Below are 14,284 nucleotides of genomic sequence, written 5' to 3' on the forward strand. Positions count from 1 at the left end.
AATTGCCTGCCACAATCGCCCCTGTTATAGATAAAAGGCCATTGTTGGCTATGTCTGTGACGGAAATATGAACCGAATATGACAATTTTCTGTCCGCTCAACGGCGCAGGCTGGCAATACTGCGGGTATTCAGCGAATATCAGTTTGCTGCGCAGATGCTCCTGACCTGTTAGCTTTTTCCAGTTGCATAATTGTTTGGTTGTTTTGTAAAACTCTGACAAAGTGACAGGGCCGCAAAACTGAAAAACAAGGAAAATCCATGAAACCCATCTATCTCGCTCTGCCCCTGATACTCCTTCTCGGCTGCGACAGCAACGAAGTGGGCGATGTATCGCTTGGGCTGTTTACCACCAAAGACATCAAGCTGGATGCCTTTACCGATCCGGTAGTGACCGGGGTCACCTGCCATGTGTCGAGTATCGAGGCGAATCTGGATTTTTCTGACCCCTCCGACAGCGCCATTGCCTGCCGACAAACCGGGCCTATCAATGCACAAATGATCGCCACCATAGACAAAAGCGCCAGCGGCGACGTATTGTTCAGTAAATCGAAGAGTATCTTCTTTAAGTCGATGAAAATCAGACGCATCTTCGATGCCCAGCATCAGACCCTGATGTATGTGTCTTATTCCACCAAAGAAACCTCCGGCAGCTTTAAACACAGCCTGTCGACGGTGCCGCTGTGGGGCACCGAGGCTTACGGCAAAACTTCGGGCGACTGATATCAAAGCGGTATATCTATTCTGGTGCGGCGTTGTTTTTGGGACGCTTTACCGATGATCCCACTGGTATTTCATCCTGTTTACAGCCAGCTTGCGCTGCCGGTACGACACCGCTTTCCGATAGAAAAATATCAGGCCATTCGTGACAAGCTGGCTGAGTGTGCTGTACCTGATAACTGGTTTTATCAGCCTCAGCCGCTGGCTATTAATGATTTGAAAGAATACTTTTGCCCGGACTATCTGTCAGATCTGCTGGCCGGCACACTGGAGCCCAACGCCATGCGCCGGATTGGCTTTCCCTGGTCTGAACAACTGATTCGCCGCACGCTGACGGCGGTGGCGGGGACCTGTCTGACCGCCAGACAGGCACTGGAGCACGGTAAAGCACTGAACCTGACCGGCGGCTATCACCATGCCTTTGCAGATTTTGGCTCCGGCTTTTGTATGCTTAATGATCTCTATCTGGCCGCGCGAACGATGCTGGAAACAGCAGGGGTTGATAAGGTGCTGATCGTGGATTGTGATGTGCATCAGGGCGACGGCACCGCTAAACTGGCGGAACATAATCCGGATATTATTACCCTCTCACTGCATGGCGAGAAAAACTTTCCCCACCGCAAGCAGATATCAGATATGGATTTTCCCTTACCCAAAGGCACAGGCGATGATGACTATCTGGATACTCTGGACAGCGCCCTGAGCCTGGCATTGAGCCTGCACCGCCCGGATGCGGTGATCTACGACGCCGGAGTAGATGTGCATATCAATGATGATTTAGGCCACCTTAATATCAGCACAGCAGGCATATACCGGCGCGATAAACTGGTATTTGAGCGCTGTGAATTGGCCGGGCTGCCGGTAGCTGCAGTGATCGGTGGTGGTTATCAGCGGGATATTGCCGCCCTGACAGAAGTGCACCTGCAGCTTTTCCGGGCGGCAGGCGTCGTGAAACAGACGCTGCCAGCGCGGGATTAAGAAGACACCGGTTCAGCCTGCCTGCCATCGTTTTGCCACATGGCGATACCGGCAAAGCCGTAAAACACCGAGATGGCAAGCACCAGAAAGTGGTACCAGAGAAAAGGAAGATAACTGACCGTGGCCACGCCAAGGGTTGTGGCCATAAACACGCCACCATCTGTCCAGGGCACCATGGGAGTGGTAATAGTACCGCCCGCTTCGGTATTTCTGGATAATACCCGCCGGTCGATGCCCATCTGATCATAATTTTTACGGGTGATGGTGCTGGCGGTAATCAGCGACACATAAGCGGCGCCGCCGAGAAAATTGCCCAGAAAACCGGCAAATACCGTCGACACTCCCAGCTTGCCGGGCGAACTGGCCCAGCGCCGCAGACGTTCTGAGATCACCGTCAGTACCCCGGTCTGGTCCATCAGCCCCCCTAACCCCAGCGCGAACAGCACCAGTATGATCACTTCAAACATCGACGACATACCGCCGCGATTTAGCAGAATATTGAGAAAATCCAGATTCGATTCAATCTGGTTGCCGCTGTACAGGGTACGGATTGCCGCAACGATATCAACTCCCTGAAATAACGCAGCCCAGCATACGCCGAGCAAGGCACCGAAACAGATCACCGGCACCGCGGGCATATGCAGTACCAGCAGGCCGATAACAATGGCAGCCGGTAGCAGACTGAACCAGGCAATCACAAAGTGGCTGTCGAGCGCCGTCATCGCCTGCTGAGCCTGAGAAATATCGCCATCGGGCTGATAAAACAGCCCTGCCACCACAAACAGCACAAAGGTGATCAGAATGGCAGGGCCACTGACGGTAAACATGGATTTGATATGCTCCACCAGTTTGACTTCACACAGAGATGCGGTCATCACCGTGGTATCGGAAAGCGGTGACATCTTATCACCCACATAGGCGCCACAGATTGCGGCCCCGGCCACAATCGGCAGCGGCATGCCAAAGCCGGCGCCAATCCCCATCATGGCAATGCCCGCCGTGCCAATGGTACCGAAGGAGGTACCGGTAGCCAGAGAGGTAATGGCACAAATCACAAAAGCCGCAGGCAGAAACCATTCAGGGCTCATCGCCGCCAGGCCATAGTAAATGATGCCCGGCACGATGCCACCGGCCATCCAGCTGCCGATCAGCGCCCCCACCGCAATCAGTACCAACACCGCAACCATTCCCTTGTGAATGCCGGTGGTAATGGCCTTTTGCATGCTGGCGTAATCCTGGCCGAGCCATTTACCCAGACCAATCACCAGAAACCAGCTGACAAACAAAGCCAGATGAATAGGCAGCGCCATAGCCTGCACAAACAAAAAGATCACGCCGATGATGGCCACCGCCAGCAACAGCACCTGACGAAGACTGGGCAAAGCAGCCGGAGGATAGGTCATGCAGCTCTCCTGAATATTATTGTTATGGCCAGGATCTGGCAGTACTAACCTGCCTGGAGCAGATTAAAAAGCACACAACACCACGCTACCCTAAGCGACAACTATTCACAATAATATCAGGCAGATAGTCCCACACTGACAGCTCAGATGGGCTGTTAGCCGCCCATTTACTGTAGATACAAGGATTGCCCCTTTTTGCTGACCGGAACCAACAGCAAAAAATCACTAACAAGCTCAGAATGGCCTGAATCAGCAGTTAAACCCTGACAAGCATTCAGCAACGCCCGGCACTGCAACGACATGAAGCCGTAAAGGCAGGTTTATTGCGCTGTTTTAGGCTCCTATTTCAGCTGGTGATGTGATATTAATAGCCAGGTTATTGGGTAGAGCACCTTGCCCGAGGCAGGCAGAAATACCTGGTGCTTTATCACTAACCTGAAAAACCTGTTATACCCCCAACGGACCATTAAAACATAAAAACAGGAAGCTGAATGTTCGAACAGACCTTTAAGAATATCGACGACGTTCTCTGGAAAGAGGCCGGTTGTACCACCGAGCTGGATTACACCGAACAAACGTCGTGGATGCTGTTTCTCAAATACCTGGACGATCTGGAGCAGAACAAGGCCCTACAGGCTGAGCTTCAGGGTAAAAGCTATGAATTTATCATTGATGGCCGCCATCGCTGGGCCAGCTGGGCCGCGCCTAAAGACGAAAAAGGTAACTTTGATCACAATAACGCTCTAACCGGCGATGACCTGATTGATTACGTTAATCGTGAGCTGTTCCCTTATCTGCAGGGTTTTAAACAACGGGCCAGCGGCCCGGATACCATCGAATACAAAATCGGTGAGATCTTCGGTGAGATCAAAAACCGCTTCACCAGCGGCTACTCGCTGCGTGATGCGCTGGAATATATCGACGCCCTGCGCTTTCACTCACAAAAAGAAAAGCACGAGCTGTCGCATATTTACGAAGCCAAGATCAAGAACATGGGCAATGCCGGGCGCAACGGCGGTGAGTATTACACCCCGCGGCCGCTGATCCGCGCCATGATCCAGGTGATAAATCCCAGAATCGGCGAACGCATTTACGACGGTGCCTGTGGCTCGGCGGGCTTTCTCTGTGAAGCCTACGAATACCTGCGCCACGGCGGTTATAATCATGCAGCCAGTGGAGAAAATGGTAACAGCGGCAAAGGCGCAAATCTTACCACCAGTGAGCTCAACACCCTGCAAACCGCCACCTTTTACGGCAGAGAAAAGAAAAGCCTGGCTTATGTTATCGCCATTATGAATATGATCCTGCATGGCATCGAAGCGCCCAATATTATTCATATCAATACCCTTGCCAACCATAGCGATGATATTCAGGAAAAAGACCGCTACGATGTGATTCTGGCCAATCCTCCCTTTGGCGGCAAAGAGCGCAAAGAAGTGCAGCAGAACTTCCCGGTTAAAACCGGCGAAACCGCCTTTTTGTTTCTGCAGCACTTTATTAAAAACCTTAAAGCCGGGGGCCGTGCTGCGGTGGTGATTAAAAACACTTTTCTGTCCAATTCCGATAATGCCTCCAAAGCGCTTCGGCATGAACTGCTGCAAAGCTGCAACCTGCATACGATTCTGGACTGCCCCGGCGGCACCTTCCTCGGTGCGGGGGTAAAAACCGTGGTACTGTTTTTTGAAAAAGGCGCACCCACCCGTAATATCTGGTATTACCATCTCGACCCCGGCCGCAGCCTGGGCAAAACCAACCCCCTTAACGACAACGACCTGAAAGCGTTTGTACAGCTACAGCAAAGCTTTGCCGATTCCGATGCTTCCTGGAGTGTCAGTATCAATGATATTGACCCGGCCAGCTTTGATCTGTCGGTGAAAAACCCCAATAAGGCAGAACAAGAGCCGCTACGCGACCCGGAAGTGATTATCAACGAGATTGAAACCCTGGATGCGGAAAGCGTGGAAATTCTGGAAGGGATTCGGGGGATGTTATGAGAACAGTCTGGCAAACAAAAAAGCTAGCTGAAGTCTGCCAAATAAAGCCGCCTAAAAAAGAAGCTAAGGAATTACTCGAAGAATCTGACCTTGTATCGTTTGTGCCTATGAATGATCTTGGAGTCAGGCAAAAATGGCTGAACAATAAAGAGACGAAGGCTCTGAGGGAAGTGGTGGGTAGCTATACCTATTTTGGAGATAATGACGTTCTTCTTGCGAAAATAACTCCATGTTTTGAGAACGGAAAGCTTGGTATTGCTCAAGGGCTTAAAAACGGAATCGGTTTTGGGTCAAGTGAGTATATTGTTTTTCGTTCAAAAGGCGAAATAGATCCAGAATATCTATTTTACTTTCTGTCACAGGATTCATTTAGAGACGCTGGTGCAAAAGTAATGACTGGTGCTGTTGGTCATAAGCGTGTGCCGAAAGAGTTTATCGAAAACCATAAGATTCCTTTGCCAGAACCTGAAGAACAGAAACGCATCGTCGCCATTCTTGACGAAGCCTTTGCCGGTATCGATACCGCCATAGCCAATACCGAAAAAAACCTCACCAATGCCCGTGAGTTGTTTGAGTCGATTCAAGAAAGATTACTTACGAATGATGAGAGTTATGAGGTCATTTGTCTAGGTGAAGTTACCAAGGTGCTTACCGATTACCATGCAAATGGTGCATATTCAAAACTAAAGGAAAAAGTTGAGCTGAAAGATGCTGAGGATTTTGCATGGATGGTAAGAAGTACAGATTTTGAAAATAACTTCAAAAATGATATGCGTTACATTTCTAAAGATGCTTATGGTTTTTTAGAAAAAAGCAAGGTGTTTGGTGGCGAAATCATTATGAGCAAAATCGGTAATGCAGGAAAGGTATACCTTATGCCTGAGATAAGTAGGCCGTGCTCGTTAGCAATGAATTTGTTTTTGATTCGCCTAAACGAAACCAAGATAAGCAATGAGTTTGCCTTTAGGTACATGAAATCCAAAAACGGCGAGGCTCAGATTCTGTCTAAGCTTAAAGGAACAGCGACTCTCACTATTACGAAAGATAGTGTACGAAGCATAGAAATACCACTCTGGCCGAGAGAAAAACAAGATCATGTTGTGAGTAAATTGTATGAGATTGAGAAAGCTATAAGAGAACTTGAAAATGTACTTCTACAAAAGCTCAGTTCTTTCTATGAACTAAAACAATCACTTCTACAAAAAGCCTTCTCCGGCGAACTCACCGCAAAGGCTGACAAATCGATGGATAAGGCCGTGGCATGACGCAAGAGCACCAGAGCCCCATTGTTATTTACGAAGATGCTGATCAGTCCGTCGAGGTGCGGCTGGATACCCGGCAGGATACCGTGTGGCTGACGCAGGAACAGATGACCACCATATTCAATGTGCAGAAAGCAGCGATATCCAAACACCTGAAGAACATCTATCAGGATGGTGAGCTGGAGCGTGCGGTAACAGTTTCCATTCTGGAAACAGTTCGAACTGAGGGAAAACGACAGGTCACACGACAGATAGAACACTATAACCTCGATGCCATTATCTCCGTCGGCTACCGGGTCAATTCCCGCCGTGCTGTGCAGTTCCGAAAATGGGCCACCCGCATTCTGCGCGAGCATTTAACTCAGGGTTATACCCTCAACCGCCAGCGTTTTGAACAAAACGCCCGGGAACTGGAAGCGGCGCTGGAGCTGGTACGAAAAACGGCCCAGAGCCCGGAACTGCAGCTGGATAGTGGTCGCGGCCTGGTGGATATTGTTACCCGCTATGCGCACACCTTTTTGCTGTTGCAGCGTTACGATGAGGGTTTGCTGACCGAGCCAAGGGCTCAGGCCGGTGGTGTTTTACCTGGTGTCGATGAAGCCCGCACCGCCCTTGCAAACCTCAAGAAGGATTTAATCGCCCGGCCGAGGAATAACCCGTGAACCAAGCTGGCCTTAATGAAGCAGAGACGCGCGCCGAACTGATTGATCCCGCACTAAAAGCCGCTGGCTGGGGTGTGGTGGACGGCAGCCGGGTAAGGCGCGAGGTGATTACCCTGGGGCGTTTGCAGGGTGCGGGTAAACGGGGCAAACAGGATATTGCCGATTATGTGCTGTTTTACAAAGGCCAGAAACTGGGCGTTATCGAGGCAAAAAAGAAAAGCCTGGCGGATACCGAAGGTGTAGCCCAGGCCAAACGCTACGCCGAACGCCTGCAAACCCGCTTTACTTATTCCACCAATGGCGTTGGTATTTATCAGATTGATATGCACACCGGCAAGGAAGGCCATGTGGATCGCTACCCCACACCTGATGAGTTATGGGCGCTGACTTTCGTTAAGCAAAGCTCATGGCGTGAGCGTTTCGGTAAGGTGCCGTTTGAAGATAAAGGCGGTTTCTGGCAGCCCCGTTATTACCAGCACAATGCCATCAATAACGCCCTGGAAGCCATTGCCGGGGGCGAGCAGCGCATACTGCTGACACTGGCCACCGGCACAGGTAAAACTGCTATTGCCTTCCAACTGGCCTGGAAACTGTTCCACAGCCGCTGGAATTTAAGCCGCGAGCCTAACCGCCGGCCACGGATACTGTTTCTGGCCGATCGCAATATTCTGGCGGATCAGGCCTACAACAGTTTTTCCGCGTTTCCGGAAGACGCACTGGTACGCATTGACCCTGAAATCATTCGCAAGAAAGGCCAGGTACCGAAAAACGGCAGTATCTTTTTTACTATTTTTCAGACCTTTATGTCGGGCCAGGATGCTCAGGGCAACGCACAGCCCAGTTTTGGTGAATATCCGCCGGACTTTTTTGATTTGATTGTTATCGATGAATGTCACCGTGGCGGGGCCAATGACGAGAGTAACTGGCGCGGCATTCTGGAGTATTTCTCGCCTGCGGTGCAACTGGGTTTAACCGCCACACCGAAACGCAAACACAATGCCGATACCTATGCCTATTTTGGCGAGCCGGTGTATGTTTATTCGTTAAAAGAAGGGATTAACGACGGTTTTCTTACCCCGTTTCGGGTGCAGCAGATTGCCACCACCCTGGATGATTATGTATACACCTCAGATGACACCATCATTGAGGGTGAAATAGAAGAAGGCAGGCGCTATACCGAAGATGATTTTAACCGGGTAATTGAGATTAAAGAGCGTGAAGCCTACCGGGTTAAGCTGTTTATGAGCAAGATTGACCAGCGCCAGAAAACCCTGGTTTTCTGCGCCACTCAGGAACATGCCCTGGCAGTGCGCGATTTGATTAACCAGAACAAAACCAGCAGCGAGCCGAATTACTGTGTGCGCGTGACCGCCAATGACGGTGCCGAGGGCGAGCGGTTTCTGCGTCTGTTTCAGGATAATGAAAAAACCATCCCTACTATTCTTACCACCTCGCAGAAGCTCTCCACCGGGGTGGATGCCCGCAATATCCGTAATATTGTACTGATGCGCCCGGTGAACTCGATGATTGAGTTCAAACAGATTGTCGGCCGCGGCACCCGCCTGTTTGATGGTAAGGACTATTTCACCATCTACGACTTTGTAAAGGCCTATGAGCACTTTAATGACCCGGAATGGGACGGTGAGCCGCTGGAGCCGGAAGCCTGCAAACGCTGCGGCAATATTCCCTGTACCTGTGAAGTGACGCCGCCCGGGCCTTGCAAGGTTTGCGGTCAGACGCCCTGTGAGTGTGAACGACCCGATCCCGAACCCTGCCCTGACTGCGGTGAATACCCTTGTGAATGTGAGAAGCGCATTAAAACCGTTATCAGACTGGCCGATGGTAAAGCCCGCACGATCCAGCATATGAGCGCCACCAGTTTCTGGGGGCCGGATGGCAAACCCCTGTCAGCCGCACAATTTATCGAACGTCTGTTTGGCCAGTTGCCTGAGTTATTTAAAAATGAGGATGAGCTGCGCAAACTATGGGGCCAGCCAGACACCCGTAAAAAGCTGCTGGAAGGGCTGGAAGAGCGTGGTTTTGGGAGCGAGCAGCTGCGGGAGATCGGCAATATGATCAATGCCGAAAAAAGCGATCTCTATGATGTGCTGGCCTATATTGCCTTTAATCACTCGCCTTTGAGCCGCGCTGAGCGTGTCGAATCGCACCGCTCAGCCATCTTCAGCCATTACAACGATTACCGGCAACAGGAGTTTCTTCAGTTTGTACTCGGCCATTATGTAGAGCGCGGTGTTGAAGAACTCGATCTGGAAAAACTGCCAAAGTTGATTGAGCTGAAATACCACAGCCTTCACGATGCCGTGCGCGAACTCGGAGAAGTGAAAAATATCCGCGACGTGTTTGTAGGATTTCAGCAGGATTTATACTGAAGGCTGATTGGGTATAGGTAAAGACCTGGGTACTGGTCTAATGGCACCGAACAATCTAACCAGAGACAATAACCCGCAAAGATTGAGGGGGCCAGTGCCGATGAATTGGAAAGATAAGAGCGAGACTGAATGAAAACAGGACGTAATGATCCCTGCCCTTGTGGCAGTGGCAAAAAATATAAACGCTGCTGTATGGATGTCATCTCAAAGCAGCATGCTGAAGTGTTTGATGACATCGCACAAACAGTGGGAATGACCCCTGACCTGACCCTGGATGAGTTGAACCAGGTTGCTCAGCATAAAATGGCCGAACGCAATAATCGCCCTGTTGAGGATTTTTGTGGCCTGACACCCACGCAAATGGAAAACTGGCTCTATGCGCCGTTTAGCGAACTGGACGGAGTGAACATCAGTGTGCCCGGTGACTTATCAACCAGCCCGGTGATGAGTTATTTAGCTGTGATCATTGAGCAAGCCATTTTGCAGGGCGGCTGGATAAAAGCGACAACTAAAGGCAATCTGCCGGCGAAACTGGTGAAAAAAGCAGGCGAACTGTTACCCGGGTTTGCCGTTGCTCAGTTTGAAACTGAGCCCAGCATTAGCGAGTTTACCGGTAGTAATGAAGACAAATTTAACGCACTGCATTATGCCCGGGTGTTAGCTGAGCTGGCGGGGATCATCTATCTGAAGAGTGGGCGCTTTTATGTGAAAAAAGTCGCTCAGAAGCAGTATCAACTGTACGGGCTCGGCGCATTTTTTCTGCCCATGTTAGAATCAGCCGTTAAGCAGTATAACTGGGGCTATCTGGATAGCTGGCCAGATGATGTTGATCTTCGGCCATTCTGGCTGTTTATGCTCTGGCGCCTGCAAACACATGGCTCTGTGGATAAGCTCACTGACGAAGTGTGCAGAGCCTTCCCCACTTTGCTGAAGCAGGTACCAGAGGATGACTATTTTTCGCCGCAAGAGCGGCTGGATGCGTTGATAAGCTCACGTTTTGTGGTTCGGTTTTTACAGTTCTGGGGTTTTGTCACTATCGATCCGAAAAGGTACTCAGATGGGGTTCGGATACCGCGAAAGGTAATACTGCTGCCGTTATTCAAACATTGCTTCACTTTTGCAGGCTAGTGCTCACGACAACCCCGGCATACCATCCCTCCCTGGATATAAAAAAAGCACTGAGTAGTTAACTCAGTGCTTTTTATCAAAATAATTATGGATCAGGCTTTTCTGCGTATTCCTATCGCCAGCAAACCTAATGCCAGAGTGAACAGCGTGGCTGGCTCTGGTATTGGGTTGCTGACAGCAACATCACCACGCACCAGGAAAGTCTCAGCAAAACCACCCTGAGACAAAGAGACGCTCCCCGCAATTCCCACAGGCGCGCCCCATACATAGCCATCAGTTACATCTGTCGGGTCACAATGGTTGAACCCTGAACCAAAATAGGCTGACGCACATACCGCGCTGTTATAGTTATTCAAATCAAAGGCCGCGACCAGTTCAGACAAATCAGCAAAGCTTGTTGTCCAGTCAAGCTCAGAAGCAAATCTGAAGCCATCAATAAGGGTAACATCGCTTCCACAGCCACCAACGCCGGCACAAGGTGAAGCATAAACCCACTCTAATCCGCTATCATCTTCATAATAGGCATAGCTTCCGGCCTGAAAAATCAGACCCGCATTCGCATAGCCACCAACTACCATCAACGCGCCAAAAAGAGCCAACTTTAATACTTTCATAATACTTCCTGCTATATACAACCTAAACTTAAGTAACTAACACTAAGCAATTAGTGGGCCATGGTTTTTTATCTATATTTTACAAATAGTTAAGTGTTTTTGTGGACTACCCAAGAGATGGTCTGTAAAGAAAATAGACAGTGCTGATAATGGGGTAGAGCCAATTTTATGCGGTCATGCTCTGTCAAATCCACAGCAACTCTCAGCCAATGGCTGTTTAGTGTCTTTTTTTGAATTCTGAGTGACCGCTGGGCGCTCATGTCGAAGGTTCATTGGAACCTGAATGTTTTGAAGGTGTCGAGACAATCTTTGGAGAAGAGATAAATTGGTCGGCGTGAGAGTTTTACTCCGGGCATCCTGCCCTCCGCCCTGCGGGCCAGCTAAAGCTGTTCTAAAACGCTCCCGGCGTTTTAGTGAACTCCGACTGACCGCTGCGCGCTCATGTCGAAGGTTCCGATAGTTCTGTTTAATTTGAAAATACTGAGATAATCGCGGGGAAAAGAGAAATTGGTCGGCGTGAGAGGATTTGAACCTCCGACCCCTGACACCCCATGACAGTGCGCTACCAAGCTGCGCTACACGCCGACCGAAGAGGTTGCATAGTGTACTTATTTTACCGGGCTTTGCAATGCTGAGTTGGCATTTACCGGTTTGTTTGCCCATTCCTTAATCAACCGCACGGAATTTGTCGGTTAATTCATCATTCTGATGGGGTGTTCGCAAAAGAGCATGGGCTTTGAGAAAGCGGTCTGACCGGTGATTCAGGACTGCGGGGTACTGCGCAGTCCTGTCTCATCAAAAGTTTGGGTATTATTATAGGGTGGTTGTACTAAGGCTTTGGGCCAATGGGGGCTCACAACGCTCTGGCGGCGCTCTTCTTGCTGTCTGGGGATGTACTGCAGGGTGTTTTTTATCTGACTGCATTGTTTCAATGGATTCTCCGTTGAGGATAGGATGAAGAGGGTAACACTTCCCTGGTTACGACTATGTGCGTTACCGCACGAAAAAACAGATAAAGCACGGTAGCAGGCATTGGTATAAACACCCGTTACCGCGTATTGACTGGTGATTTGAATTTCGGGACTGAACAGGCGCTCTCAGTATTTTTGAGCTATCTCAGTTGCGTCTCTCATCGGAACTGATGCGGCTGGCAATGGCGCCATCCTGGCCTTTGTATTTGGCATCAATTCTGGCGTTATAGGGTTTCTCAGCAAAATCCGACAGCACCTCAAAGCTAAGCGCGCCTATTTTCATTTTTGGCCTCAGTGCCAGCGGCAGTTTTCCGCTGTTGAAAAACTCCAGCACAATATTGCCTGACCAGCCGGGATCGATCCGGTGCGCTGTCACATGCACCATCAGCCCCAGCCGCGCCAGAGAGCTGCGACCGTCCAGCCAGCCTACTACATTGCCGGGCAAGGTCACTGACTCCATAGTAACGGCCAGGGCCAGCTCACCGGGATGAAGGAAAAAGGCCTTACCGTCGGGCAGTTCTATTTCGTCACTCATTACCGAATTCATTGCCGCCTGCATTTCTTCCTTAGGGCCGGAAAGATCGATATAAGGCGCGGCATGATCCTCAAAGACACGGAATTTGTTACCCAGGCGGATATCCACGGTGACCCCGCTGATCATATCTTCCTCAGGAGAGGGGCTGATCTGAATCTTGCCGTCTTTAAGCCAGGTTTTGATATCTTTGTCACATAAACGCATGGATTGGTCCGGTTGCATTGCTTTAAGGAGAAGTCCGTAAAGGGTGCTCATTATTCACGCTCAGGCCTGAGTATTCAATATATACCGGCGTAAAGTTATCAGACGTCAGTTATTAGCGTGGTGAAAAGCATTGCACCGCGGAGACGCGAAGAACGCGGAGAAAACAGAGGTTCAAATCTCTGCGTCCTCTGCGACCTAGCGGTAAATATCTTTTCCGTGTGGTTCGTGGTTAAAGGCCTGTTGCCGATTAGTGCAAAATGCCAAAGGGGAGAAATCTCCTGCCCCCTCACATCTCCCCCTTGATCGCCACATCAATAGCCTGGGGTTGCACTAAAGTCGAAAGATAGAGCTGTTTTGCCAGAGCCCTTGCGGCGTGGCCGTAGGCACGGGAAATGGGGCTGTCACCCTGTTCGCTTAATAGTGACTTGCCCAGGTCGGTGTATTCACGAATATGAATATCCAGCGGAATCTCGCCAAGCAGGTCAACCTTATGCTGATGACTGATTCGCTGGCCACCGCCTTGTGCAAACAGATGTTCCTTATAGCCACACTGAGTGCACTGGTGATAACTCATATTTTCAATCACCCCCAGTACCGGAACCTGCACCTTATTAAACATGGCAATGGCTTTTTGTGCATCGGCCAGCGCAACATTCTGTGGTGTGGTCACCACAACAGCACCGGATACCGGCACCTGCTGGGCCAGCGTCAGCTGAATATCACCAGTGCCCGGCGGCATATCAATAAGCAGATAGTCCAGCTCCGGCCACAGGGTTTCATTCAGCAGTTGCTGCAACGCTTTACTGGCCATGGGCCCGCGCCAGATAGCTGCATCATCTGCAGGAACCAGATAGCCGATAGAGTTAGCCACCAGCCCGTGCGCCTCTAAAGGCTGCATATGTTTATTGTCTTCACTGCCCGGTTGTTTATCCGGATTTCCCAACATTATCGGTATCGACGGCCCATAAATATCGGCATCCAGAATGCCAACCCGGGCTCCTTCCTGCACAAGGGCCAGAGCCAGATTAATGGTGGTGGTAGATTTACCCACTCCTCCTTTGCCCGAAGCAACCGCCACCAGATTACGAATCTGGCGCAAACCGCGCCGGGCATCACCACTGAAGGCTGTTTTCTGGGTTAAAGTGAGTTTGATACCGGGCCGGACTTTTAGCAGCTGTTCGCGCAAGGGCTCAATCTGACTATCACAGGCAAAAGGCAGGTTAATAAGCACGCTGTCCTTTTGCGCGCTGATCCAGCGCTCAGTCTGCTCAGGTTTAAGTTTGAAAAATTCGGCCAGCACCGGGTTGATATCGGGATGAGCGGGTTTTGTTTTACGGGAACTAAAAAACACCTTGGATTCCTATTAGATATAGTGCATTCAGGGCCAGATTTGGGTACCATCTGCGCCTCTTAAATGATGATAAC

The 14,284-nt window shown here is 50.2% G+C and carries 11 protein-coding genes and 1 tRNA gene; 7 read left to right on the plus strand and 5 right to left on the minus strand.

Annotation, left to right across the window (positions count from 1 at the left end; translation table 11 throughout):
* Positions 1 to 259: 259 nt before the first annotated feature.
* Together CDA54_RS11070 and CDA54_RS11075 are read left to right on the plus strand one after the other, a co-directional pair.
* Complete coding sequence (locus tag CDA54_RS11070) at positions 260 to 721, plus strand: CreA family protein (protein WP_099035081.1); 462 nt, start codon at positions 260 to 262, stop codon at positions 719 to 721.
* A gap of 54 nt (positions 722 to 775) precedes the next feature.
* The gene (locus tag CDA54_RS11075) at positions 776 to 1,696 is read left to right on the plus strand and encodes a histone deacetylase family protein (RefSeq protein ID WP_099035082.1); all 921 of its coding nucleotides are present in this window, start codon (positions 776 to 778) and stop codon (positions 1,694 to 1,696) included.
* Here the strand turns inward: CDA54_RS11075 and nhaC are convergent.
* Positions 1,693 to 3,099: a Na+/H+ antiporter NhaC gene (nhaC, locus tag CDA54_RS11080; protein WP_099035083.1), complete on the minus strand. Its 1,407-nt coding sequence runs from the start codon at positions 3,097 to 3,099 to the stop codon at positions 1,693 to 1,695. The genes CDA54_RS11075 and nhaC overlap by 4 nt on opposite strands.
* Positions 3,100 to 3,590: 491 nt before the next feature.
* On the opposite strand from nhaC, the gene CDA54_RS11085 reads away from it, so the two are divergent.
* The 5 genes from CDA54_RS11085 to CDA54_RS11105 all read left to right on the plus strand — a co-directional run bounded on the left by CDA54_RS11085 (position 3,591) and on the right by CDA54_RS11105 (position 10,535).
* Complete coding sequence (locus CDA54_RS11085; RefSeq protein WP_099035084.1) at positions 3,591 to 5,093, plus strand: class I SAM-dependent DNA methyltransferase; 1,503 nt, start codon at positions 3,591 to 3,593, stop codon at positions 5,091 to 5,093.
* Positions 5,090 to 6,358: a restriction endonuclease subunit S gene (locus CDA54_RS11090; protein ID WP_099035085.1), complete on the plus strand. Its 1,269-nt coding sequence runs from the start codon at positions 5,090 to 5,092 to the stop codon at positions 6,356 to 6,358. The genes CDA54_RS11085 and CDA54_RS11090 overlap by 4 nt, the downstream gene beginning before the upstream one ends.
* The gene (locus CDA54_RS11095; RefSeq protein WP_218962398.1) at positions 6,355 to 7,017 is read left to right on the plus strand and encodes a virulence RhuM family protein; all 663 of its coding nucleotides are present in this window, start codon (positions 6,355 to 6,357) and stop codon (positions 7,015 to 7,017) included. Before CDA54_RS11090 ends, CDA54_RS11095 begins: the two co-directional genes overlap by 4 nt.
* A complete protein-coding gene (gene hsdR / locus CDA54_RS11100; protein ID WP_099035086.1) occupies positions 7,014 to 9,407 on the plus strand; it encodes an EcoAI/FtnUII family type I restriction enzme subunit R in 2,394 nt (797 codons plus the stop codon). The genes CDA54_RS11095 and hsdR overlap by 4 nt, the downstream gene beginning before the upstream one ends.
* A 129-nt stretch (positions 9,408 to 9,536) precedes the next feature.
* A complete protein-coding gene (locus CDA54_RS11105; RefSeq protein ID WP_099035087.1) occupies positions 9,537 to 10,535 on the plus strand; it encodes a YecA family protein in 999 nt (332 codons plus the stop codon).
* A 92-nt stretch (positions 10,536 to 10,627) separates the two neighbouring features.
* On the opposite strand, the gene CDA54_RS11110 is transcribed toward CDA54_RS11105, so the two are convergent.
* The 4 genes from CDA54_RS11110 to apbC form a co-directional block, all read right to left on the minus strand.
* The gene (locus CDA54_RS11110; protein WP_099035088.1) at positions 10,628 to 11,149 is read right to left on the minus strand and encodes a PEP-CTERM sorting domain-containing protein; all 522 of its coding nucleotides are present in this window, start codon (positions 11,147 to 11,149) and stop codon (positions 10,628 to 10,630) included.
* 508 nt (positions 11,150 to 11,657) lie between these two features.
* A tRNA-Pro gene (locus CDA54_RS11115) sits at positions 11,658 to 11,734 on the minus strand.
* A gap of 531 nt (positions 11,735 to 12,265) precedes the next feature.
* The gene (gene dcd / locus CDA54_RS11120) at positions 12,266 to 12,859 is read right to left on the minus strand and encodes a dCTP deaminase (protein WP_099035089.1); all 594 of its coding nucleotides are present in this window, start codon (positions 12,857 to 12,859) and stop codon (positions 12,266 to 12,268) included.
* A 286-nt stretch (positions 12,860 to 13,145) separates the two neighbouring features.
* Positions 13,146 to 14,210, minus strand: a complete 1,065-nt coding sequence (gene apbC / locus CDA54_RS11125; RefSeq protein WP_099035090.1) for an iron-sulfur cluster carrier protein ApbC — start codon at positions 14,208 to 14,210, stop codon at positions 13,146 to 13,148.
* Positions 14,211 to 14,284 lie beyond the last annotated feature (74 nt).

It is taken from the genome of Lacimicrobium alkaliphilum, assembly GCF_002591895.1.
Lineage (GTDB): Bacteria > Pseudomonadota > Gammaproteobacteria > Enterobacterales > Alteromonadaceae > Lacimicrobium > Lacimicrobium alkaliphilum.